This is a genomic window from Nocardioides dongkuii (genome assembly GCF_014127485.1).
GTDB classification, from domain to species: Bacteria; Actinomycetota; Actinomycetes; order Propionibacteriales; family Nocardioidaceae; genus Nocardioides; species Nocardioides dongkuii.
On sequence record NZ_CP059903.1, the window covers coordinates 2431038 to 2454468 of the forward strand.

The window sequence follows — 23431 nt, forward strand, 5'->3', positions numbered from 1 at the left end:
TAGCCTGAAGGCCATGTCCTTCCTGCGTCGACAGGTCGTCACCGCCGCCCTGACCGCCAATGCGATCCGCCCCGTTCCGGGCTTCCGCACCGGCATTCCAGCATTCTTCCCCGCCTGGCTGATCGGCGAGCTCGCCCCCCACGTGCTCGCGCTGACCGCCGCCGACACGGCCACGCACCTCGCGCGTGGCCGGGACCGCAGCCGGCTCGGGCTCGCCCTCGCCGCCGCGAACCTCGCCGGCCTCGCGTTCCTGATCGGGCAGGCGCGCCGGGTGGGCGACCAGGCGGAGGAGTCGCTGACCGAGGCGCTCGGGCTCGACTACGTCGGCCAGCTCGACGCCGCCCCGACCCCCGCCGACCTCGCCGTCCCGTGGCGCCGCCTGGTCAACCCGTTCCGGATGCGCAACCCGGAGGTCCGGGTCGAGAAGAACGTCGTGTACGACGAGCGGCACGGCCGGCGCGGGCTGCTCGACATCTACACCCCGGCCGCGGGCGTCCCCGAGGGCGGCGCGCCCGTGCTGCTGCACGTGCACGGCGGCGCCTGGACCATCGGCACCAAGGAGCAGCAGGGCATCCCGCTCATGCAGCACCTGGCCGCGAAGGGCTGGGTCTGCGTCTCGATCAACTACCGGCTGGCGCCGCGCGACCCGTTCCCGGCCCAGGTGATCGACGTGAAGAAGGCGATCGGCTGGATCCGCGAGCACATCGCCGAGCACGGCGGCGACCCCGACTACATCGCGATCACGGGCGGCTCCGCGGGCGGCCACCTGGTCGCGCTCGCCGCGCTGACGCCGAACGACCCGGCGTACCAGCCCGGCTTCGAGGACGTCGACACCACCGTCCAGGTCGCCGTGCCGCACTACGGCGTGTACGACTTCGCCGGGTCGACCGGCCTGCGCAGCGCGGAGCTGATGCGTGACTCGTTCCTCGCGCCGCGCGTGCTGAGGAAGCGCTGGTCCGAGGACCCGGACGCGTTCGAGGACGCCTCCCCCATCCTGCGGATCACCCCGGACGCGCCGGACTTCTTCGTGCTGCACGGAGCGCTGGACAGCCTCGTCGGCGTCGACCAGGCCCGGCTCTTCGTGGAGAAGCTGCGCCAGGTCTCCAAGCGCACCGTCGTCTACTCCGAGCTCCCCGGGGCCCAGCACGCCTTCGACGTCTTCCCGTCGATCCGGAGCTCGCACGTCGTCCGCGCGATCGACCGCTACCTGCACTGGCACTGGAACCAGTACCGCCGCGAGCAGCAGTCCGCCTGACCACCGGTGGTCGAGCAGCGAAGGCGCCCTGGCGCCGTTCCGGTGGTCGAGCAGCGAAGGCGCCCCGGCGCCTGAGCGATGTCGAGACCCGGTGAGCCGACGTACGACGGTGATCCAGGCCCCAGCCACCCTGCGGGGGTCTCGACAACGCTCGTCGCTAGCGCTCCTCGCCCCGGCGCCGTTCCGGTGGTCGAGCAGCGAAGGCGCCCTGGCGCCTGAGCGATGTCGAGACTGTGAGTCTTTCCTTGCAGCCCTGATCACTGATGGGCTGTGGGTACGACGGCCGCGGGTGTGACCCCTGTCGAGACTGGCCCTGCGAGTCCTTGGGGACTTAGAGGTGCCTTCCTCGGGACTTGTCCGCTCGTGGTCGTCGGCCCCGGCCCAGGTCGGAGGAGCTGGCCTGATCAGGAGCTTGACCGCCTGGCGTTAGCGGCGCCCGACGTGTCTCATCACAGTCCTGCCGATTCTCCGTCCCGGACCGGAACCACGTCCCCGTCCGGCAAGGAGAGAACGCATGACCAGTCTGACTGACTCGATCGACCTGCGGGAGGTAGTCGACGTCGTCATCGGCGTCGACACCCACGTGCACACCCACTCGGCTGCCGTCGTCGATGCCCGTACCGGTGGAGTGCTCGGTGAGATCACCGTCGAGGCCACCTGCGAGGGCTACGCCGAGCTCATCGAGTTCACCGAGCGTCACGCCGCCCTGCGTGCCTGGGCGATCGAGGGAACCGGCAGCCACGGCGCCGGCCTGACCCGAACCCTCAGCGAGCGCAGCGAGGTCGTCATCGAGCTCGACCGGCCCGTGCGGGCCAAGCGCCGCAACGGCGCGAAGTCCGACCCCCTCGACGCGATCCGCGCCGCCCGCGAGGCCCTAGCCCGACCCCGACTCGGCACCCCACGCACCGGTGGCGACCGCCAAGCCCTGGCCGTCCTGGTGACCGCACGACGCTCAGCGATCCAGGCAGCCGGCGATGCGCAACGGCAACTGTTCGCCCTGATCATCGCCGCCCCCGAACAGATCCGGAGCCGCTTCCGAGGCCAGCAACTGAAAACGATGATCCGCACCGCCGCCGCGATGCGCACCCACACCACCTGGGACCTCGAGACCACCACGACCGTGACCACACTGCGGACCCTGGCCCGCCGCAGCCAACACCTGCAGGCCGAGGCCGACGACTACGAGAAGACCATCACCGCCATCGTGAAGTCATGGCGCCCAGACCTCCTCGACCAACCCGGAATCGGACCGATCACCGCCGCGATCGTGCTGTGCGCCTGGTCCCACCCCGGCCGCATCCACTCCGAAGCAGCCTTCGCGATGCTCGCCGGCGCCGCACCCATCCCCGCCAACTCCGGCCAAACCACCAACCGCTACCGCCTCAACCGCTACGGCGACCGACAACTCAACCGCGCCCTGCACACCATCGCCATCACCCGGCAACGCTGCCACCAACCCACCCGCGACTACACCGCCCGCCGCACCACCGAAGGCAAGAACCCCCGCGAGATCCGCCGATGCCTCAAGCGCTACATCGCCCGCGACCTCTACCGACGCCTCGAGAACCCACCATCACCCCTTGACGCAACATAGGAGCGTCCCGGTGAGCCGACGTACGACGGTGATCCAGGCCTCAGCCACCCTGCGGGGGTCTCGACAACGCTCGTCGCTAGCGCTCCTCGCTGCTCGACCACCGGAGGTCGAGCAGCGAAAGGCGCCCTGGCGCCGTTCCCGGTGGTCGAGCAGCGAAGGCGCCCCGGCGCCTGAGCGATGTCGAGACCCCGTCACCCGACCTACGATGCCGATCCAAGCCCCAGCCACCCTGCGGGGGTCTCGACAACGCTCGTCGCTGGCGCTCCTCGCTGCTCGACCACCGGCGATCGCTGTCGAGACCCCGTCACCCGACCTACGATGCCGATCCAAGCCCCAGCCACCCTGCGGGGGTCTCGACAACGCTCGTCGCTGGCGCTCCTCGCTGCTCGACCACCGGCGATCGCTGTCGAGACCCCGAAAGCCGACGTACGACGCCGATCCAAGCCCCAGCCACCCTGCGGGGGTCTCGACAACGCTCGTCGCTGGCGCTCCTCGCTGCTCGACCACCGGAGGTCGCTGCTCGACCACCGGACGTCTAGCGCGGGAGGCCGAGGATCCGCTCGCCGGCGACGTTGCGGAGGATCTGGGTGGTGCCACCGGCGATGGAGAGGCACCGGGTGTTGAGCATCTCCCACATGTCGGCGCGCACCTGGTCGTCGCTGCCGGCGACGACCACGCGGTCGCCGTGCAGGGAGACGACGAGCTCGGAGCCCTCCTGGCGGTTGCGGACGCCGAGGAGCTTCGCCACCGACGACTCTGGCCCGGGGCCCTGCCCGGCCAGCGACCGCAGCACCGTGCGGACGCCGAGCAGCGAGCACACCGTGGACAGCGCGACGGAGTGCCCGACGGCCACCCGCTGCGCCGCCGAGCCCCGGCCGTCCGCGACCAGCGCGACGGCCCGCTCGGTGCTCTTGCTCAGCCGGCTGCTCGCCATCGCGACCCGCTCGTTGGCCAGCGTGGTCCGCGCGAGCCGCCAGCCGTCGCCCGGCTGGGCGACCACGAGCTCGTCGGGCACGAACACGTCGTCGAGGAAGACCTCGTTGAACAGCGCCTCGCCGGTGATCTCCCGCAGGGGTCGTACGTCGATCCCCTCGCTGTTCCGCATGTCCACCAGGAAGTAGGTGATCCCCCGGTGCTGCGGGGCGTCGGGGTCGGTGCGCGCCAGGCAGATGCCCCAGTCCGCCTTCTGCGCGACCGAGGTCCACACCTTCTGCCCGGTGAGCCGCCAGCCGCCGTCCACCTTCACGGCGCGGGTGCGCAGCGACGCCAGGTCCGAGCCGGCCCCCGGCTCGGAGAACAGCTGGCACCAGACCAGCTCACCGAGCAGCGAGGGCCGCACGAAGCGCTCCCGCTGCTCGTCGGTCCCATGCTCGAGGATCGTCGGCAGCGCCCAGCCCGCGATCACGATGTCCGGCCGGGTGACCCCGGCCCGCTCCAGCTCCTGGTCGATGACGATCTGGGCGACCGCGTCCGCGCCGATGCCGTACGGCGCGGGCCAGTGCGGCGTCAGGTAGCCGGCCTCGACCAGCGCCTCGCGTCGGCGCTCCTCCGGCTGCGCGGCGATCTCGCCGGCCCGCGCCCGGACCTCGTCGCGGAGCTCCGCGTCGCGGCCGTCGAGGTCGACCTCCAGCCGCCGGCGTACGCCGTCGACCGCCCGCGCCGTCAGCCGCTCGGCGGCGTCGTCCCGGCCGCCGAGGAGGGCGCGCAGCGCCGCGGCGCGGCGGTAGTACAGGTGGGCGTCGTGCTCGAAGGTGAACCCGATGCCGCCGAGGACCTGGATGCAGGACTTGGCGACCGAGAGCGCCCCGTCGAAGGCGATCGCGGCGGCGACGTCGGCGGCGAACGCCCACTGGTCGTCGTCGGCGCCCGCGAGGCCGCGCTGGGCGGCGCACGCGACGTCCCAGGCGGCCGCGGTGACGGACTCGGCGGTCTCGAGCATCTCGGCGCACAGGTGCTTGATCGCCTGGAAGCTGCCGATCTTCTTCCCGAACTGCTCGCGCACCTTCGCGTACTCGACCGCCGTCTCCAGGCACCAGCGCGCCAGGCCGGCCGCCTCGGCGGCCCCCAGCGTCACGGCGGTACGACGGACCAGCTCGGCGTCCAGGTGCGGCACCGGCACCCGCGCCGACTCGTCGAGCACGCGGAGGGTGCCGTGGCGCCGGCTCAGGTCGACCCCGAGCGCGTCGGTGACCTCGACCGCGGAGCGCGGCAGCACCGACCAGGAGCCGGAGTCGTCGGCGGTCAGCACCTGCGTCGCCGACGGCGCGTCCCACACGACGTCGGAGAGGGCGAGGGCGACGACCGCCCCCTCCCCGAGCTCGGCCGCCAGCGGCGACTCCCCGAGCAGCAGCGCGGCGACCGCCGGCCCGAGCAGCGGCCCCGGCACCAGCTCGTGGGCGCACGCCTCGAGTGCGACCGCGACGTCGAGCACGGAGCCGCCACCGCCCCCGGCCGCCTCGGGCAGCCCGATCGTGGCCACGCCCATCTCGCCGATCGCCGCCCAGGTCGCGGCGAAGTCAGCAGCGGCGTCCTCCTCGGCGGCACGCGCCACGGACGGGCCGTCCAGCGACGCCGCCCACTTGCGCAGGCTGCTCGCCAGCTCGACGTGCTCGTCGGAGATCCCGATCGACATGGCAACCCTTCCGGCCGCAGACTAGAACGTGTTCTAACTCTACTAGGCTGGCTCCGTGACGGACATGCCCGCCGACCTGCTGGACCACGCCCGCGCCGCCAAGGGCTTCATGCCCGAGGACGAGGGGGCGCTGCTGCACCGCGTCGCGCTCGAGCGGCTCCCCCACGGCCCCGCGCTCGAGGTGGGCACCTACTGCGGCAAGTCCGCGATCTACCTCGGCGCCGCCGCACGCGAGGTCGGCGGCACGGTGTTCACCGTCGACCACCACCGCGGCTCCGAGGAGAACCAGGCCGGCTGGGAGCACCACGACGCCTCGCTCGTCGACGACGAGCTCGGGCTGATGGACACCCTGCCGGTCTTCCGTCGCACGCTCGCGCTGGCCGGCCTCGAGGAGCAGGTCGTCGCGGTCGTCGGCCGCAGCACCACGGTGAGCGCCCACTGGCGCACCCCGCTCTCGATGCTGTTCATCGACGGCGGGCACGCCGAGGAGCACGCGCAGAACGACTACTCCGGGTGGGCGCGCTGGCTGATGCCCGGCGGCCACCTGGTCATCCACGACGTCTTCGCCGACCCCGCGGACGGTGGCCAGGCGCCGTACCACGTCTACCTGCGCGCCCTCGAGAGCGGCAGCTTCGAGGACGTCGAGGCGGTCGGGTCGATGCGGGTGCTACGTCGTACGGCCGGGCACGCGGGTGACGCCGTCGGCTGACGGGCACCCGCACTCGAGCGCGAGCTCGCTGAAGTGCGGCGCCAGCGACGTCCCGCGGTAGATCCCCGAGCCCGGCGTGCTGTGCCCGTGGGTCTCCCCCAGCGCGTCCACGGCGAGGACCACCGCAGCCGCCGTGTACGTCGTGTGCTCCGCGGGCCAGCGCACGTCCGGGTTCTCCCCGGCGTAGACCCAGCCGGTGCCGTAGCGCCCGTCGGGCTCGCGCAGGTGCTGCATGTCGGTGAGCAGCGTCAGCGCACGGCGGTGGTCGCCGATGTTGTCCAGCGCCATCACCAGCTCGCACGTCTCCGCCCCGGTGACCCAGGGGTTGGTGTCGACGCAGTGGATGCCGAGACCCGGGACGACGAAGTCGTCCCACCGCGTCGCGAGCAGGTCGTACGCCGCCTGACCGCGCACCGCGCCGCCGAGGACCGGGTAGTACCAGTCCATCGAGTACGTCGACTTGTCGGCGAACAGGTCGCGGTGCTCGCGCAGCGCGTGCCCGAGCCGGCCGCCGGCGAGCTCCCACTCCGGCTGCGGGTCGTCGAGCAGCTCGGCGAGCGCGACGCCGGCGCGCAGCGAGTGGTAGATGCTGGAGGAGCCGGCGAGCAGGCTCAGCGACTCGGTGGGCGTCCAGTTGATGCCGCCGAAGGCGACCTGCTGGGAGACCACCCAGTCCAGGCCGGCGCGGACCGAGGGCCACAGCTCGGCGACGAACGCCGGGTCGTGGCGGACCAGCCAGTGGTGCCACACGCCGACCGCGAGGTAGGCGCTCATGTTGACCTCGCCGCGCTCGTCCTCGGCCCGGCCGTCGACGATCTTCATCGGCCACGAGCCGTCGGGGCGCTGCATGGTCGGCACCCAGCGGTAGGCGCGCTCGGCCGCCTCGACCTGGCCACCGACGAGCAGCGCCATCGCGGCCTCGACGTGGTTCCAGATGTCGGCGTGCTCGCCCGTCGTCCACGGGATCGCCCCGCACGGCTCCTGCATGGCGGCGATGGACCGCGCGGTGTCGGCCACCTGCTGCCCGGTGAGCACGTCCCGGACGGAGGGCAGCTCCTCAGACATGCGGCTTCCGCAGGTAGAGCACCATGCTCTTGCCGATCAGCGGGTCGAGGACCTTGCCGGCGAGCTGCAGGGCCTTGGGCTGCTTCATGATCTCCCACACGAGCAGGCGGTGGTAGGCCTTCGCGAGCGGGTGGTCGTCGTTGGTGACGCCGACGGCGCACTTGATCCACCAGTACGGCGCGTGCAGGCCGTGGGTGTAGGCCTTGCCCTCCAGCTCCAGGCCGGCCTTGACCAGCTTGTCGGAGAGCTCCTTGTCGGTGTAGATCCGGATGTGCCCGCCCTCGACGTTGTGGTAGTCGTCGGAGAGCTTCCAGTTCACGACCTCGGGGAACCACCGCGGCACCGACACCGCGAGCGTGCCGCCCGGCCGCAGGACCCGCACCAGCTCCTGGATCGCCTGGATGTCGGCCGGGACGTGCTCGAGCACCTCGGCGGCGATGATCCGGTCGAACTCGCCGTCGGCGAAGGGCAGCGCCAGGGCGTCGCCCTCCTTGACGTCGGCCTCGGCGCCCTCGGGCACCTCGCCGGCGTCCTTCATGCCCAGGAAGACCTCACGGACCCCCGCCAGCTCGTCGGCGTCCATGTCGAAGGCGATCACGTCCGCCCCCCGGCGGTACATCTCGAACGCGTGCCGGCCGCCGCCGCACCCCATGTCGAGCACGCGGTCGCCGGGCTTGAGGCCCAGGCGGTCGAAGTCAACGGTCAGCACGGTTGGTCTCCTCACGGTCGCGCCGATAGTCGGCGATCACTTCCTCGTACGCCGTCGCGACGGTCGCCGCGACCGCGCGCCAGCTGAACAGCTCCTGGACCCGCTGCCGTCCGGCGCGTCCCATCCGGTCGCGCCGCTCGGGGTCGTCGAGCAGGGCGCCCAGCGCGGCGGTCAGCTCGCCGACGTCGCCGGGCGTGACCAGGTCGGCGCACAGCCCGTCGGGGCCGACGACCTCGGGGATGGCGCCGGCCCGCGAGACGACCAGCGGGGTCGCGCAGGCCATCAGCTCGGCGGTCGGCAGCGAGAAGCCCTCGTAGAGGGACGGCACGCACGCGAGCTCGGCCGAGCCCATCAGCTCGATCAGCTGGGCGTCGCTGATGCCGTGCACGAACCGGACCGAGTCCCCGATCGACAGCTCGGCGATCAGCCGCTCGGTGCGGCCGCCGGGCCGCGGCTTGGTGACCAGCACCAGCTCGATGTCGCGCTCGGTGCGCAGCTTGGCGAACGCCTCAAGCAGCGTCGCGATGCCCTTCATGGGCGCGTCCGCGCTGGCCATCGCCAGGATCCGGCCCGCGACGCGCGGCTTGGTGGGCGGCACGAAGCCGTCCTCGACCCCGAGCAGGATCACCTGCATCCGGGCAGGGTCGACCCCGAAGTCCGTGGCGATGTCGCGCTTGGAGGCCTCCGACGGGGTGAGGATCTTGCGCGCCTGGCGCGCGACCTTGCGCTGCATCCGGAGGAAGCCGTACCAGCGGCTGAGCGTGAGCTTGCGCCACGGGTTGCGGGTCTGGCTGATGTCGATGCGCCGGTCGAAGGTGATCGGGTGGTGCAGCGTGGTGATCAGCGGCAGGCCGTGCTTCTCGATGTCGAGCATCCCGTAGCCGAGCACCTGGTTGTCGTGGACGATGTCGAAGTCGTCGACCCGGTCGCGCAGCAGCCGGGCGACCCGGGTGCTGAACGTCTTGGGCTCCGGGAAGCCGGCCATGCACATGGTCGCGAACTCCTCGACGTCGACGAGGTCGCGGAACTCGCGCAGCTTCGGCACCCGGAACGGGTCCGGCTGGCGGTACAGGTCGAGGCTCGGCACCTTCGTCAGGCGGACGTCGGGGTGGTCGAGGTCGGGGTAGGGCTGCCCGGAGAAGATCTCGACGGTGTGCCCGAGGTTGGCCAGCTCCCGGCTCAGGTGTCGCAGGTAGATCCCCTGGCCCCCGGTGTGGGGGTGGCTGCGATAGGACAGCAAAGCCACGCGCATGATCGTCGCGTCCCTTCTTGGTGACGGCATCCGGACACGTGCCGGAGGCGGTGACGCGCCGGGCCGGACGAAGTGGAACGTGTTCCTATCATGCCCCACGACTTGCTAGCCTCAGGACCGTACCTGGTTTCGCCGTCCTGGCCGAGGCGACCCCGTCGTCCCGCCGTCGTGACGATGACCACACCCACGAAGGCACACGAAGGCATGGGGACCCCCTGGTGAGCACTGCCAACTCGCTCAGCGCCGACGAGCTCGGATCGGCCGCGCAGCGCGAGCGCCGCAAGCGCATCCTCGACGCCACCATCGAGCTGGCGTCGCAGGGCGGCTTCGACGCCGTCCAGATGCGGGCCGTGGCGGACCGGGCCGACGTCGCCCTGGGCACGCTGTACCGCTACTTCCCGTCCAAGATCCACCTGCTCGTCTCCGCGCTCGGCCGCGAGCTCGAGCGCTCGGACGCCACGATGCGGGACCGGCCGGTCACCGGCGACACCGCCGCCGAGCGGGTCGTCCACGTGCTCAAGCGCACCACCCGCGGCATGCAGGGCGACCCTCACCTCACGGAGGCGCTGACCCGGGCGTTCATGTTCGCCGACGCCTCGGTGCGCACCGAGATCCACACCGTGGGCATGCTGCTCACCCAGATGATGACCCGGGCCATGCACCCCGACCAGGTCGAGCAGACCGAGGACGACGTGGCGATCGCCCGGGTGATCGGCGACGTGTGGCTGTCCTCGCTCGTCGGCTGGGTCACCGGCCGCACCACGGCCGCCGAGACCGCCCAGCACATGGAGACCGCGGTCCGGCTGCTGCTCCGCGAGTAGCGGCTACTCCAGGAACGCCGCCGTCGACCCACCGAGCGTGATCGGGTCCATCCCGAGCTTGCGGTGGTCCCAGGAGCGCACCCGGTCCGCGTCCAGCCGGACCACGACGCGGTTCTTGGCCATCAGCTCCACGAACGGCCGCAGCTCCTCGGTGTACGGCGCGTTGTAGCGCTCGAAGATGTCGACGCACACCTTCCACACCACCTCCGGGTCCTCGACCACGACGCCGGCGCCCTCGAGGGAGACCCCGCGCAGCTGGTCGTAGGTGTGGCCGGCCTCGACGAGGAAGCTCATCCGCCCGTCGCGCCGCAGGTTGACGACCTTCTGCGACTTCGCCTTGGTCTCGATCCAGAGGTGGCCGTCGAACCACGCGTACCACATGGCGACCAGGTGGACCTGGCCCGCGGGCCCCATCGTGGCGATGGTGGCGCTGCGCTGCTGGGTGAGGAACGTGTCGATCTCGTCCTCGGACATGACGATCTGGCTGCGTTGGTTGGCCATCGGTATCCCTTATCCGCCGAAGGCGTGGGTCGCGGTGACCCCGCCGTCGATCGCTATCTCTGCGCCGTTGATGTAGGAGGACTCGTCGCTGCCGAGGAAGACGTAGAGCGGCGCGACGTCCTCGGGCAGCCCGACGCGACGCAGCGGCACCTTCGAGGCGCCGTACTCCATGGCGGCGTCGCCGCCGTGCACGCGCGTCATCGGGGTGTCGATCATGCCGGGGTGCACCGAGTTGACCCGGATGCCGTGCTGGCCGAGCTCGTGGGCGGCGCCCTTGGTCATGCCGCGGACGGCGAACTTGGTGGCGCCGTACGCGACGGTGCCGGCCATCCCGCCGAGGCCCTCGGTCGAGGAGGCGTTGATGATCGAGCCGCCACCGTTCTTCCGCATGGTCCGGGCCACGGCGCGCATGCCGAGGAACGGGCCGAGCTGGTTGACCCGGAACATCAGCTCGAGCTCGGCGAGGTCCTGGCTCTCGACCTGCCCGAAGCGGAGGATGCCGGCGTTGTTCGCCAGGATCCCGACCGGGCCGAACCGCTCGTCGGTGTCGGCGACCAGCGCGGCCCAGGAGGCCTCGTCGCTGACGTCGTGGCGGGTGAAGCGGGCCACCTCGGCGCCCGCCTCCGCGCACAGCGAGTCGGCCAGCGCCTGCCCCTCCTCCTGGGCCACGTCGGCGACGGCGACCGAGGCGCCCTCGGCGACGTACGCGCGCACGATCGCCGCGCCCTGGCCCATCGCGCCGCCGGTGACGATGGCGACCTTGCCGGCCAGGCGTCCCGGCCTCACGCCTGGAGCCGCATGATCTCGTCGGCGGAGAACCCCTTCGCGGGGTCGCGGCCCTCGAAGTAGCCGCCGAGCTGCTTGTCGAGCTCGCCGAGGTCCCAGGTCGAGCCGGTGGTGTCGAAGCGCTGCTCGAGGGTCGGCGGCGCGACGAGCGCCACCATCCCGCCGTACACGACGAAGACCTGGGCGGTGATCGCGGCGGCGGCCGGCGAGGCGAGGTAGGCGACCAGCGGCGCGACGTGCTCCGGGGAGTAGGGGTCGACCTCCTCGCCGGAGGTGTCCTCGCCGAAGACCTGCGCGGTCATCGCGGTGCGGGCCCGCGGGCAGATCGCGTTGGCGCGCACGCCGCTGCTCGCCATCGCGCGGGCGGTCGAGACCGTCAGCGCGGCGATGCCGGCCTTGGCGGCGCCGTAGTTGGCCTGTCCCGGAGGGCCGCTGAGGAACGCCTCGGAGGCGGTGTTGACCACGCTCGCGTCGACCGGGGCGCCGGTCTCCTTCGCCTTCGCCCGCCAGTACGACGCGGCGTTGCGGGTCAGCAGGAAGTGGCCCCGCAGGTGCACGCGGATGACCGCGTCCCACTCCTCGTCGGACATGTTGAACAGCATCCGGTCGCGGGTCATGCCGGCGTTGTTGACCACGATGTCGAGGCTGCCGAAGCCGTCGACGGCGGCGGCGACCATCGCGTCGGCGGTGCTGCGCTCGGCGACGTCGCCCTCGACGACCCTCGCCTCGCCCCCGCGGCCACGGATCTCCTCGGCGGCGTCGTCGGCGGCACCGGGAAGGTCGTTGAGCACCACCCGGGCACCCGCGGCGGAGAGGGCCAGCGCCTCGGCGCGGCCGAGACCGGCGCCGGCGCCGGTGACGACGGCGACGCGGCCGTCGAGGGAAAGCAGGTCGGTCATGTTCTCAGTCCTCCAGACTGATTGCGGCGCGCGGGCAGGCTGCCACAGCGCGCTTGACGTTCTCGAGGTTCTCCGGGGACGTCTCGTCCGCCTTGACCTGGAGGTAGTCGTCGTCGTCGAGCTCGAACACCTCGGGCGCCATCGCCTCGCACAGCCCGTTGGACTCGCACAGGTCGAAGTCCACCTTGATCTTCATGCTGCTCCTCAGCTCCCTTCGCTGGAGTGGCCCGGAAAGACCTTCGCGGTCGGGTCGATCGCCACGGTCGCGTTGTTGACGGCGGTCGCGGCCTCGCCGAAGCCGACGGCGATCAGCCGGACCTTGCCCGGGTACTCCGTGATGTCGCCCGCCGCGAAGACCCGCGGCAGGCTGGTGCGCATGGCGGGGTCGACCACGACGTGCCGCTTGGCGACCTCGATCCCCCACTGCTGCAGCGGGCCGAGGTCGGCGATGAAGCCGAGCGCGGCGACCACCGCCTGCGCCGGCAGCGTGGTCGTCTCGCCGTCGACCGTGACGTCGACGGACTGCACCGTGTCGGTGCCGGAGAGCGCGGTCACCTCGGCCCGGGTGATGATCCGCACCGAGGAGTCCCGCACCTGCTGGACGGTGCGCTCGTGGGCGCGGAAGGCGTCGCGCCGGTGCACCAGGGTCACCGACCGGGCGATCGGCTCCAGGTGCAGCGCCCAGTCGAACGCGCTGTCGCCGCCGCCGACGATGACGACGTCCTTGCCGGCGTACGGCGCGAAGCTCGGGACGAAGAACGCGAGGCCGCGGCCCAGCCAGCCTTCGCCGGCCGGCAGCGGCCGGGGGCTGAACTTGCCGATGCCGGCGGTGATCAGCACCGCGCCGGCCGTGATCTCGGTGCCGTCGTCGAGCCGCACGACCACGCCGTCGACGTGGTGCTCGAGGTCGGTGGCCGTCCGCTCCAGGAAGTACGCCGGGGCCGCGGTCGCCGCCTGGGCGACCAGCCCGGCCACGAGGTCGCGGCCCTTGACCGACGGGAACCCGGCGACGTCGAGGATGGCCTTCTCGGGGTACATCGCGGTGATCTGCCCGCCGAGCTCGGGCAGGGAGTCGACGATCGCCACCCGGTGCCCGCGGAACCCGGCGTAGTAGGCGGCGAAGAGCCCGGTGGGGCCGGCCCCGACGATGAGGACGTCGGTCTCCGCGCGGACGGGGGCCTCGCGGGCTGCGGTCACGACGGCGATCCCTCCTCCTACCCCCCGAGCTCCGGACTAGAACGTGTTCTAGACGCTACCGGCTAGTTCTATCAGAGCGCGTCGAGGTCCGTCACGATCCAGTCGCCCGCGTCGCGGTGCAGGGTCACCACCACGCGGTTGAGGTCGGCGCGCGGCCGCTCCAGGTGCTTGCCGGTCGTCGTCTGGTTGACGAAGAGCAGCGCCTTGACGTCGTGGTCGCTCGCGGAGATCGCCGACGCGGCCACCACGGCGGCCTCGACCACCGCCTCGTTCTTCTCGGTCTGCTCCCGGATCGCGTCGATCGTCGTGCGGTACTCCTCCTGCATCTTCGGGCCCAGGAGCGGCAGCGCGCCCTCGAGGTCCTCCTCCAGCGTGGTCGCGGAGTACGACAGCACCTGCTCGGCGGCCCGGGTGGCGGCGCTGAGCCCGGCCGACTTCACGCTCTCGCTCGTGAACGTCGACCCGGGCGCGAGCGGGCTCAGGCCGGTGGGAGCCGGCGGCTCCGGCTCGTCGACCACGAGCATCCGCACGAAGACGACCGCCAGGGCCACCACCAGCACGAGGAGCACCGCGACCGGCCAGCGACGCGGCGTGCGACGCGGCTTGCGCGGCTCGCTGGAGGGCACCTCGTCCGCCGGCGCCACCGACGGCTCGGGGTCGACGGGGGTCTCGGGGTCCACGGGGTAGTCGAGGTCGTCGGCGGGTTCGGCGTCCACGACCGTCGCCGTCGCCGCTGCCGGCTCCAGGTCGGAGCTGCAGTAGCGGCACCGGATCGCGGCGGCCTTGATGGTCTCGGCGCAGAAGGGACAGATCCGCTCGTCGCGGGCCAGGACATCGGTCATCGGGTCAGCTCACGAACTGCACGTTGGAGGCCAGCCAGCGATCGTCCTCGCGCACCATGTCGATCTGGAGGCGGTAGTAGCGCGGCTGCTTGGTGCCCTCGGTGGTCAGGTTGGCGACCTCGCTGTCGGCGGCGACGTACACGAGCGCCGAGTCGGCGTCGAGGTCACCGATGCCCAGCGAGAGCACCTCGCCCGAGCTCACCGACTCGTTGCGCTCCGCGGAGTCGACGAGGTCCTCGACGCTCGCGGCGTACTGCTCGGCGAACTCCCCCGTCGCCCGGTCCAGGACGGCCTTCGTGAGCGGCTCCATGTCGCGGTGGTCGACCTCCAGGAAGGCGAGGGTCAGCTCGCGGGCGGCCTCGGCCACCTCGCGGTGCGTCCGGCTCAGGTCGGTCTCGGCAGCGTCCGCGGACCCCGTAACGGCGCGCTCCAGGGCACTGCGGCCGTCGTCGGAGCGGAGGGCGGTCACGGCGATCGCCGCCGCCAGCGCGACGGCGAGGACACCGAGCACCGCGGTGGCGAGCGACCAACGGCGGCTCACGAGGCGCCCACCGGGCCGAGGAGCATCCAGCGCCAGGAGTCATCGCCGAACAGGTCCTGGAGGCCGCCGGCGCGGCCGATGGTCACCGGGGGGTCGTCGGTCACCGCCCGACCGTAGGGGGCGCGGCCGGCGTCGCCACCGAAGCGCGGCGCGTACTTCGAGCCGCGCATGTTCGCCGGCGGCCCCTCGCGGCACTCCGCGGGGAAGATCTCGGTATCGGTGAGGTCGGACGCCGGGCGCCACTGGTCGGTAGGCATGAAGCCGTCGCGGCAGGGTCCCGGCGTCTGCGCCAGCTGGAGGTTGATGTGGCCGTAGCCGTCACCGGGCGTGCCGGTGAAGCCGTTGGCCACGATCTTGGGGAACGTCACGAGGAGCTGCTCCAAGGCGGGGAGTCGGGTGGTCAGGATCTGGTTGAGGGTGACGAGGTCGCCGATGAAGACCGGCAGCGTCGGCTCGAGGCCGGCGACCAGCGCCTCGACCTCGCGGACCGCCGAGCCGCCACCCTCCAGCACGGTGCGCAGCTCGGGGTCCCGGCCGCGCAGCTCGCCGGTCAGGTCGGCGAGGGACCGGGCGAAGACCCGGATGTCGGTGCGGTGCCGCTGCTGGGTCTCGAGCACCGTGCGGCCGTTGTCGAGGAGGCCGAAGGTCGCCTCCTCGTTCGCCAGGGCCGCCTCGAGGAAGTCCGAGCCGGACTCGACCATCTGCTCCAGCGGGTCGGCCGTGTCCTGGAACGTGGTGCCGAGCTCCTCGATGACGGTGTTGAGGTTGTCCTGGTCGACCGAGCGGACCAGCTCGTCGAGGTCGACGAGCAGGTCGTCCTCGCCGACCGGGAGGCTGTCCTCGTCCCCGACCAGGACGTCGCCGTCCTCGACGTACGGCCCGGAGTCGTCGGGCGGGATCACGTCGAGGTACTGCTCGCCGACCGCGGAGAGGTTGTGGACCTCGAGGCGGGAGTCCTCCGGGATCTCGGTGCCCTCCTCCAGCGCCAGGTCCAGCCGCAGGCCCGTGCGGGTGACGTGCATGGCGTCGACCTCGCCGACCTTGACGCCGCGGTAGGTCACCTGGCTGCCCTCGAAGAGGCCCCCGGAGCCGGGGAGGGTCGCCTCGACCTCGATGCCGCGGCCGAGGATCCGGTCGACGAGGCCGAGGTAGCTGCCCGCGACGTAGACCACCCCGACGGCGGCGAGGACCACGAAGGCCAGCAGCCGGGTCTTCACGCCCCGGGTCATCCGAGACCCCCCTCGAGCAGGCCGCCGCCGGTGCCGATCGTGGAGTCCCGCGTGTAGCCGTCCGCACCCCGGCCGACGCCCGGCAGCGACGGGAGGCCGGGGAGGTCGGGCAGCGGGATGTCGGGCAGGTCCGGCAGGCCGGGGATGTCGGGCAGCGGCAGGCCGCCGCCCCCGCCGCCGTCGCCGGGCTCCAGGATCTGGGTCAGCCCCTCGAGGGAGACGTCGAGCGCGAACTTCGCGTTGGCGTAGTCGCCCTTGACGATCTCCAGCGCCTCCTCCGGGAAGGGGAAGCTGATCAGCAGCGAGAGGCCGCGCGGGAGCGAGTCCCCGGTCTCGTTGAGCCGGCGCAGGATCGGGCGCAGGTGCTCGAGGTCGGCGAGGAGGTTCTCCTTGGTGCCGTTGATGACGCGGGTGCCCACCTCGCCGAGCCGGTCGAGCTCGCCCAGCATCGCGACCAGCTGGTCGTGCTGCTCGTTGAGCACCTCGAGCGCGGGCCCGGTGGACCGGATCGCCGCGTCGATGGTCTCGGTCTCCTGGTTGAGCGTCCGGGCCAGCCGGTTGAGCGCCTCCATCGCGCCGATGATGTCGCCCTTCTGCTCGTCGAGGCCCCCCACGAGCTCGTCGAGGCGGCGGAACAGGCTCTTCACGTCGTCGGTGCGGCCGCTCATCAGCGCGTTGACCTCGTCGGAGATCTGCCGGATCTGGCCGACCCCGCCGCCGCTGAGCACGAACGAGAGCGCGCCCAGCACCTCCTCGACCTCCGGGTTGCGGCCGGTCGCGTCCAGCTCGAGGTGGTCGCCGTCCCCCAGCCGGCCGCGCGGCGCGCCCACGGGCTCGCCGAGGTCGACGTACTTCTCCCCCAGCAGGCTGGTCTGGCGGATCTCGGCGACGGCGTTGTCGGGCAGCTCGATGTCGCTGCGGATCCGCAGCGTCACCTCCGCGTTCCAGCCGTCGCGCTCGACCTCGTCGACCTCGCCGACGACGACGTCGCTGACCATCACCGGCGACCGCGGGACGACGTTGAGGACGTCGTCGAAGTCGGCGGTGACCGTGAACGTCTCCTCGCCGCTGACCGGGCTCCCGGGGAGCGGCAGGTCGTAGGCGCCGTCGAAGTCGCAGGCCGCGAGGAGCGGCGCCGCCACGGCCAGCACGGCCACCGCGCCGAGCACGCGCCGCACGGGGCGGGGCACGGGACGGGCGGTCATCGCGGGCCACCCCCCAGCAGCTCGCGCAGCCCCTGGGCGGGGACCGCCTCGCCGGGCACGCGGGTGTCGCCGGTGCCCCGGGGCGTGCCGCCGGCGGGGAGCTGCAGCCCGAGCGGCTCGAGCAGGCCCTCGAGCAGCTTGCAGACGACGCCGGCGCGCGGCACCTGGGCGTTGGTGACGAGCGCGCACAGGAAGCCGTCGAGGTCCTCGACGTTGGGCCCGACCTGGATCCGCGCGTTCTGCGACCCGGTCTTGGTGTCGAAGCCCAGCGCCAGGTTGCCCATCCCGAGCGGCCCCTTCTCGACCGCGGTGATGATCGACTCCTTCTCGGCGACGAGCACGTCGAGCACGTCGGTGAGGTCCTCGACCTCGCCGACGAGGGCCTCCCGGTTCTCCTTGACGAAGGTGCGGACGGTGCCCACGGCCCCGGCGAGCGCCTCGAGGGCGCGGCCGAGCTCCTCGCGCTCCCCGGAGAGCTGGTTGGTCGCCCGGGCCAGGTCGCCCATGAACTCGTCGACGAGCGCGTCGTTGCGGGCGAGGGTCCCGGTGAAGGCGTTGAGCTGGCGGACGGTCCCGAACAGGTCGCCGCTGTTGTCGCCGAAGGTCTGCGCCGCCGCGGAGAGGTCCCGGATCATCTGGTTGGCGGTCCCGCCCTGCCCCTCGAGGGCCTCGGTGCCGCGCGCGAGCAGCGTGTCGAGGGAGCCGTTGCGGTTGGCGCCGTTCGGGCCGAGCGCGTTGGCCAGGGTGGAGAGGCTCTCGTAGATCCGGTCGAGCTCCACCGGCGTCGCGGTCTCCCGGAGCGGGATCTCGCCGCCGTCGGCCATCGCCTTCCCGCCGGTGTGCACCGGGGTGAGCTGGATGAACCGGTCCGAGACGAGGGTCGGGGTCACGATGACCGCGCGCGCATCGGCCGGGACGTCGTACTCCGCGTCGTAGAGCATGTCGACGCGGACCGAGTCGCCCTCGGGGACGACGGCGGTCACCTTGCCGACCGGGACGCCGAGGATGCGGACCTCGGTGTCGACGAAGATGCTCACCGCGCTGGCGAAGTGAGCGGTCAGCTTCTTCTGGCCGCGGGTCTCGTCGCGGCCCAGGAGCACCAGCGCGAGGGTCACCACCAAGATGACGGCGACGGCCGCGGCGAGCGCGCGGGACTGGGTCTGGGACGACATCGGGTCAGCTCCTCGGTCCGGGGAGGAACTCGCCGGTGCCGAGACCGAGCAGGTTCACCAGGTAGGCGTCGAACCACGGGCCGGTGCCGACGATGTTGCCCAGGATGTCGGCGTACGGGCCGACGGCGGCCGCCGTCTTGCGCAGCTCGGTGCGCCGGTCGCGGAGCATCGTGGTCACGGTGCGCAGCTCGGCGAGCGCGGGCGCGAGGTCCTTCTCGTTGTCCTCCGCGAGCCCGCGCAGCTGGATCGCGAGGGTCTCGGCGTTCACCAGCAGCCGGTGGATCGCCTCCTCGCGGCGGTCGAGCTCGTCGAAGACCAGGCTGCTGCTGTCCATCAGCTGCACCAGGTCGCCGCGCCGGTCGGCGAACAGCCCGCTGACGGACTCCGCGCGGTCCAGCAGCCCGGCCAGCTCCTCGTCGCGGGTCGCGATGGTCCGCGACAGCCGGGAGAGACCGGTGAACGAGCCCTGGATCTCGGGTGCCGCGCCGTCGAGCGTCGCGGAGATGACGTCGAAGGCCTCCTCGAGCTGCTGGTCGTCGATGGCCTCGGTGGTGGTGGTCAGGTCGCCGAGCACGTCGACGATGTCGTACGCCGCCCGGGTGTTCTCGACCGGGATCGTGCCGCCCGGCTCGAGGTCGCCCTTGCCCTCCGGGACCAGCTCGAGGTACTTCTCCCCCAGCAGGTTGAGGACCTCGACCGACGCGCGGGTGTCGGGGCCGAGCTCGACGCCCGCGTCCACCTCGAAGTCGACGACGACCTTGCCGTCCTCGACCGCGAGGCCCCCCACGCGGCCGACCCGCTGCCCGGCGACCTGGACCATCTGGCCGGCCCGCAGCCCGCTCGCATCGGTGAGGACCGCGTGGTACCCGGTGCCGCGGAAGCCCGGGAACTTCTGCAGGTTGAACGCCGCCGCCATCACGACGAGCAGCACCACCAGGGCGATCGCGCCGAAGCGGAGGACCTGGGCGTCGCTGCGTCCGCGGGCGGCCATTACTGGCACCTCGGCGCGGTGCTGTGGAAGGACAGGTCGTTCAGGGAGTCCTGGAGGAAGGTCAGGTCGATGCCGGCGATCTTCGGCAGCGTGATGCTGCCCTCGAAGTCGCAGAGGTAGTAGTTGTACCAGGACCCGTAGGTGCCGATCCGGGTCTGGTCGGTCATCGCCTCGGGGAGCCGCTCGAGCAGACCGGTGAGCACCTCGAGGTTCTCCTTCTTCGCCAGCAGCGTCATCAGCTGCCGCAGCTCCTTCACGTCCTCCTTCAGCAGCGGACGGGCCCGGGTGAGCAGGTCGGCGACGGTGTCGGTGAGCGCGGAGAGGTTCTGCACGGACCTGCCGATCGCGACCCGGTCGCGGGCGAGGTTGCCCATCCAGTCCTTGAGCCCCACGACCAGCTCGGAGAGCTGCCCGCGGCGCCGGTCGACGGTGGTGAGCAGCCGGTCGAGGTTGGTGATCACCTCGCCGATCAGCTCGTCGCGGTCGGCGAGCGTGTTCGTGAGCGAGGCGGTGCGCGAGAGCAGGCTCTGGACCGTGCCGGACTCCCCCTGCAGCACCTCGATGATGTTCTTCGACAGCTCGTTGACCGAGGCCGGGTCCAGCGCGGCGAAGAGCGGCTGGAAGCCGTTGTAGAGCGCGGTGAGGTCCAGCGCCGGCGAGGTGCGGCTGACCGGCAGGGTCGCCTCGTCCTCGAGCGGCTTCGCCGCCGGGTCGCCCTCCTCGAGCGCGAGGTAGCGGTCGCCGACGATGTTGAGGTAGCGGATCTCGGCGCGGCTGGCGGTGGTCAGCGGGACGTCGGCCTCCACCTCGAAGGTCACCCGGGCCTGCTGCCGCTCGTGGATCTCGACCTCCTTGACCTCCCCCACGGGGATGCCGGCGATCCGGACGTCGTCGCCCTCCTGGAGCATGCTCGCGCTGGTGAAGATCGCGTGCACGGTCTGCTTCTCGCCGAAGCCGATGTTGCCCATGATCACGGCGAGCAGCCCGGTCACCAGCAGCGAGACGACGGTGAAGACGCCCAGCTTGAGCGCCGAGACGATGGTCGCGGTGTTGCGCGTGCTCACGTCGCCCCCCTCATCGCTGCACCGTGGTCCCCCGGACCTGCGGTCCGTAGAGCAGGGCGGAGAGGGAGCCGAGCTCCCGCATCGAGAGGTCCGCCTCGGAGGCGAGCAGCACGTTGACGAGCCGCTGCTCGGGGGCGGTGCCGGAGTAGCCCTTGGTCGGGTTGCGGAACGACCCCGGGGCGACGGTGCGGAACGGGGAGGACTGGGTGATCTCGTCCTGGTCGCTGCCGTCGTCCAGCGGGGTGCTCACCGGCCCCGGCGGGTTCGGCAGCCCGGCGCACCACGGACCGTGCCCGACCTCGCCGTACTCCGGCCGGTCGTTGGCGTCGTACGCCGGCTTCTGCACCGAGCCGAGCTCGAGGACCTGGTTGACCCGGCTGTTGGCGAAGATCTCTGAGAGCTTCGCGGTGTAGACGTCGAGCCCCTCGAGCAGGCACGGGTACTCCGGTGAGTAGGTGTCGAGCAGGCGCAGCAGCGGCCGGGAGAGCTCGCCGAGCCGGATGATGCCCTCCTCGTTGTCGCGGAGCACCCGGGCGCTGGTCTCGGCCAGCCCCGTGACGTCGTCGATGAAGGAGGCGAGCTCGGCCTCCTTGTCCGCGATGGTGCGGGCGGAGACGGTGGCGTTGCGCAGCAGCCGGAGCACGTCGGGGGTGGCCCGCTCGTAGGTCTGGGAGACGTCGGCCAGCAGCTCGAGGTCGCGCTGCAACGTCGGCAGCCGCTCGGTGAGCCGGCCGGCGTACCCGTCGAGGTCCTCGAGCAGGACGCCGATCCGCTCGCCGCGGCCGGACAGGGCGGACGCGAGGGCGTAGAGCGTGGCGTTGAGCTGGCCCGGGGAGACCGAGCGCAGCAGCGGGAACAGGTCCGCCAGGATCCGGCTCAGCTCGACGTTGGTCTCCACCCGGTCGGACTCGACCACAGCGCCGTCGCGGATCGCCTCCTCGGAGGGGTTCTCGGGCTCGACCAGGGAGATGAACTTCTGCCCGAAGAGAGTGGTCGGCAGGATCTCCGCGCGGATGTTCTGCGGGACCTCGGCGGCGGCGGCCGGACGCAGCGCGACCAGGATCACCGCCTCCTCGCCGTCCTGGCTGATGTCGCGCACCTGGCCGACCAGGACGCCGCGCAGCCGCACGTCGCCGCCCCGAGCCAGCTGCAGGCCCGCCCGCTCGGCCTTGAACGTCACCATCGTGGCCGCCTCGAACTTCTTGTTGTAGACGGCGATCGAGAGCCAGATCAGGGTCGCGATGACGGTGAGGAAGACGACCCCGGCCACGAGGAGGCGACGGTGCTCCGCGGGGCTGTCGTGGTGGACGTTGACCAGCACCCGGCTACCCCGTGATCCGGACGGTCGTGGTCGAGCCCCAGATCGCGAAGCTGAGGAAGAAGTCGGCGACGACGGTGGTCACGATGCTGGTGCGGATCGCCTTGCCCACCGCCATGCCCACCCCGGCCGGGCCACCGGACGCGGTGTAGCCGTAGTAGCAGTGGATCAGGATGATCGCGACCGCGAGGATGATCAGCTTGAAGAACGACCAGAGGATGTCGATCGGCGGCAGGAACTGCAGGAAGTAGTGGTCGTACGTGCCGCCGGACTGCCCGTAGATCATCGTCGTGATCAGCCGCGGGGAGAGGTACGACGCGCTCAGCGCCACGATGTAGAGCGGGATCACCGCGATGAACGCCGCGATCATCCGGGTGGTGACCAGGAACGGCAGCGACGGGATGCCCATCACCTCGAGCGCGTCGATCTCCTCGCTGATCCGCATCGCGCCGAGGCGGGCGGTGTAGCCGCAGCCGACGGTCGCGGCCAGCGCGATCGCCGAGATCAGCGGCGCGACCTCGCGGGTGTTGAAGTAGGCGGAGATGAAGGCGGTGAACTTCGAGACGCCCAGCTGGCTCAGCGAGGCGTACCCCTGGATGCCCACCTCGGTGCCGGCGAAGAACGCCAGGAACGCGATCACGCCGACCGTGCCGGCGATGACCGAGAGGCCGCCGGCGCCGAAGGACACCTCGGCGAGGGTGTTGAGGATCTCGCGCGGGTAGCGCCGGATCGCCCGGGGCGTCCAGGCCAGGGCCTTGAGGTAGAACAGCAGCTGGTCGCCGTACTCCTCGAGCCGCTCGCGTCGCTCGCGCAGGAGGGTCGCGCCGACCTCGCCGATGGCTGCCATCTCAGAGTCCTGCCTGCGGGACGACCTGGAAGTAGATCGCGGTGATGATCGCGTTGAGGAAGAACAGCAGCATGAAGGCGACGATCACCGACTCGTTGACCGCGCGGCCGACGCCGCTGGGGCCGCCGCCGGCGTTGAGCCCCTTGAAGGCGCCCACGATCGCGGCGAGGTAGCCGAAGACCGCGGCCTTGACCATGCTGATGTAGAGGTCGGGCAGCGTCGCCAGCGCCGTGAAGGAGGAGAGGAACGCGCCCGCCGAGCCGTCCTGGATGATGACGGTGAAGAAGTACGCCCCGCCGATGCCGGCGGAGATCACCAGGCCGTTGATCATCATCGCGACGAAGACCGTGGCCATCACGCGGGGCACCACGAGCCGGGCGATCGGGTCGACGCCCAGCACCTCCATCGCGTCGATCTCCTCGCGGATCTTGCGCGCCCCGAGGTCGGAGCAGATCGCCGATCCCGCGGCGCCGGCGATGATCAGGGCCGCGGCGATGGGCGCGGCCTCGCGGACGACGGCCAGCACGGCGGAGGCGCCGGCGAAGGACTGGGCGCCGAGCTGACCGGTGAGGTTGCCGACCTGCAGGGAGATGACCGCGCCGAAGGGCACCGAGACCAGGATCGTCGGCATCAGCGTGACGCTGGTGATGAACCAGGCCTGCTCGATCCACTCCCGCACCTGGAAGTGGGTGGTGAACAGACGCTTGGTGACGTCGACGACCATGGCGGTCAATTCACCGGGCCCCCGGACCACGGACACAGCGGAGAACGCCACCTCGGTCACCTCCCCCTGCTCCGACGG

23 protein-coding genes are annotated in these 23431 nt (G+C 71.8%); 4 read left to right on the top strand and 19 right to left on the bottom strand.

All coding sequences use genetic code 11. The features are described from left to right. The first annotated feature begins 13 nt into the window (after window positions 1-13). Window positions 14-1255 carry an alpha/beta hydrolase gene (locus H4O22_RS11735; RefSeq protein ID WP_182523590.1) on the top strand — a complete coding sequence of 414 codons (1242 nt, stop codon included), beginning with the start codon at window positions 14-16 and terminating at the stop codon, window positions 1253-1255. 514 nt (window positions 1256-1769) lie between these two features. Beyond that, the gene (locus H4O22_RS11740; protein WP_182523591.1) at window positions 1770-2849 is read left to right on the top strand and encodes an IS110 family RNA-guided transposase; all 1080 of its coding nucleotides are present in this window, start codon (window positions 1770-1772) and stop codon (window positions 2847-2849) included. A 535-nt stretch (window positions 2850-3384) separates the two neighbouring features. Here the strand turns inward: H4O22_RS11740 and H4O22_RS11745 are convergent. Further along, window positions 3385-5481, bottom strand: coding sequence for an acyl-CoA dehydrogenase family protein (locus H4O22_RS11745; RefSeq protein ID WP_182523592.1), 2097 nt, complete (start codon window positions 5479-5481; stop codon window positions 3385-3387). Between the two features lie 64 nt (window positions 5482-5545). On the opposite strand from H4O22_RS11745, the gene H4O22_RS11750 reads away from it, so the two are divergent. Then, window positions 5546-6190, top strand: a complete 645-nt coding sequence (locus H4O22_RS11750) for a class I SAM-dependent methyltransferase (protein ID WP_182527102.1) — start codon at window positions 5546-5548, stop codon at window positions 6188-6190. Here H4O22_RS11750 and H4O22_RS11755 read toward each other — a convergent pair. Genes H4O22_RS11755 through H4O22_RS11765 form a run of 3 tightly spaced genes read right to left on the bottom strand, consistent with a single transcriptional unit; the run spans window position 6149 to window position 9216 of the window. Then, entirely contained in the window at window positions 6149-7255 is a 1107-nt protein-coding gene (locus tag H4O22_RS11755) for a prenyltransferase/squalene oxidase repeat-containing protein (RefSeq protein ID WP_182523593.1), read from the bottom strand. The genes H4O22_RS11750 and H4O22_RS11755 overlap by 42 nt on opposite strands. Beyond that, on the bottom strand, window positions 7248-7964 hold the full coding sequence (locus tag H4O22_RS11760; protein ID WP_182523594.1) for a class I SAM-dependent methyltransferase: 717 nt from the start codon (window positions 7962-7964) through the stop codon (window positions 7248-7250). The genes H4O22_RS11755 and H4O22_RS11760 overlap by 8 nt, the downstream gene beginning before the upstream one ends. Beyond that, window positions 7951-9216, bottom strand: coding sequence for a glycosyltransferase family 4 protein (locus H4O22_RS11765; protein ID WP_182523595.1), 1266 nt, complete (start codon window positions 9214-9216; stop codon window positions 7951-7953). The genes H4O22_RS11760 and H4O22_RS11765 overlap by 14 nt, the downstream gene beginning before the upstream one ends. A 218-nt stretch (window positions 9217-9434) precedes the next feature. Here H4O22_RS11765 and H4O22_RS11770 point away from each other — a divergent pair, with 218 nt between their 5' ends. Further along, entirely contained in the window at window positions 9435-10037 is a 603-nt protein-coding gene (locus tag H4O22_RS11770) for a TetR family transcriptional regulator (RefSeq protein WP_182523596.1), read from the top strand. A gap of 3 nt (window positions 10038-10040) precedes the next feature. Here the strand turns inward: H4O22_RS11770 and H4O22_RS11775 are convergent, their stop codons facing one another. The 15 genes from H4O22_RS11775 to H4O22_RS11845 all read right to left on the bottom strand — a co-directional run bounded on the left by H4O22_RS11775 (window position 10041) and on the right by H4O22_RS11845 (window position 23404). Next, window positions 10041-10538, bottom strand: coding sequence for a pyridoxamine 5'-phosphate oxidase family protein (locus H4O22_RS11775; RefSeq protein ID WP_182523597.1), 498 nt, complete (start codon window positions 10536-10538; stop codon window positions 10041-10043). Between the two features lie 9 nt (window positions 10539-10547). Continuing rightward, window positions 10548-11324, bottom strand: coding sequence for an SDR family NAD(P)-dependent oxidoreductase (locus tag H4O22_RS11780; RefSeq protein WP_182523598.1), 777 nt, complete (start codon window positions 11322-11324; stop codon window positions 10548-10550). Next, window positions 11321-12223, bottom strand: coding sequence for a 3-oxoacyl-ACP reductase (locus tag H4O22_RS11785; protein WP_182523599.1), 903 nt, complete (start codon window positions 12221-12223; stop codon window positions 11321-11323). The genes H4O22_RS11780 and H4O22_RS11785 overlap by 4 nt, the downstream gene beginning before the upstream one ends. A 4-nt stretch (window positions 12224-12227) precedes the next feature. Continuing rightward, entirely contained in the window at window positions 12228-12419 is a 192-nt protein-coding gene (locus H4O22_RS11790; RefSeq protein WP_182523600.1) for a ferredoxin, read from the bottom strand. An 8-nt stretch (window positions 12420-12427) separates the two neighbouring features. Next, on the bottom strand, window positions 12428-13420 hold the full coding sequence (locus H4O22_RS11795; RefSeq protein WP_182523601.1) for an NAD(P)/FAD-dependent oxidoreductase: 993 nt from the start codon (window positions 13418-13420) through the stop codon (window positions 12428-12430). Window positions 13421-13491: 71 nt separating this feature from the next. After that, window positions 13492-14262: a hypothetical protein gene (locus H4O22_RS11800; RefSeq protein WP_182523602.1), complete on the bottom strand. Its 771-nt coding sequence runs from the start codon at window positions 14260-14262 to the stop codon at window positions 13492-13494. 4 nt (window positions 14263-14266) lie between these two features. Beyond that, window positions 14267-14803 carry a hypothetical protein gene (locus H4O22_RS11805; protein ID WP_182523603.1) on the bottom strand — a complete coding sequence of 179 codons (537 nt, stop codon included), beginning with the start codon at window positions 14801-14803 and terminating at the stop codon, window positions 14267-14269. After that, window positions 14800-16032, bottom strand: a complete 1233-nt coding sequence (locus H4O22_RS11810; RefSeq protein WP_182523604.1) for an MlaD family protein — start codon at window positions 16030-16032, stop codon at window positions 14800-14802. The genes H4O22_RS11805 and H4O22_RS11810 overlap by 4 nt, the downstream gene beginning before the upstream one ends. Then, window positions 16029-17237 carry an MCE family protein gene (locus tag H4O22_RS11815; RefSeq protein WP_227466716.1) on the bottom strand — a complete coding sequence of 403 codons (1209 nt, stop codon included), beginning with the start codon at window positions 17235-17237 and terminating at the stop codon, window positions 16029-16031. The genes H4O22_RS11810 and H4O22_RS11815 overlap by 4 nt, the downstream gene beginning before the upstream one ends. Then, the gene (locus tag H4O22_RS11820) at window positions 17234-18409 is read right to left on the bottom strand and encodes an MCE family protein (protein ID WP_182523605.1); all 1176 of its coding nucleotides are present in this window, start codon (window positions 18407-18409) and stop codon (window positions 17234-17236) included. Before H4O22_RS11820 ends, H4O22_RS11815 begins: the two co-directional genes overlap by 4 nt. 4 nt (window positions 18410-18413) lie before the next feature. Further along, window positions 18414-19400, bottom strand: coding sequence for an MCE family protein (locus tag H4O22_RS11825; protein WP_182523606.1), 987 nt, complete (start codon window positions 19398-19400; stop codon window positions 18414-18416). Next, entirely contained in the window at window positions 19400-20464 is a 1065-nt protein-coding gene (locus H4O22_RS11830) for an MCE family protein (RefSeq protein ID WP_182523607.1), read from the bottom strand. The genes H4O22_RS11825 and H4O22_RS11830 overlap by 1 nt, the downstream gene beginning before the upstream one ends. A 10-nt stretch (window positions 20465-20474) precedes the next feature. Then, entirely contained in the window at window positions 20475-21785 is a 1311-nt protein-coding gene (locus H4O22_RS11835; protein ID WP_182523608.1) for an MCE family protein, read from the bottom strand. 4 nt (window positions 21786-21789) lie between these two features. Further along, on the bottom strand, window positions 21790-22629 hold the full coding sequence (locus H4O22_RS11840) for an MlaE family ABC transporter permease (protein ID WP_182523609.1): 840 nt from the start codon (window positions 22627-22629) through the stop codon (window positions 21790-21792). Window position 22630: 1 nt separating this feature from the next. Next, on the bottom strand, window positions 22631-23404 hold the full coding sequence (locus tag H4O22_RS11845; RefSeq protein ID WP_244962937.1) for an MlaE family ABC transporter permease: 774 nt from the start codon (window positions 23402-23404) through the stop codon (window positions 22631-22633). Window positions 23405-23431 lie beyond the last annotated feature (27 nt).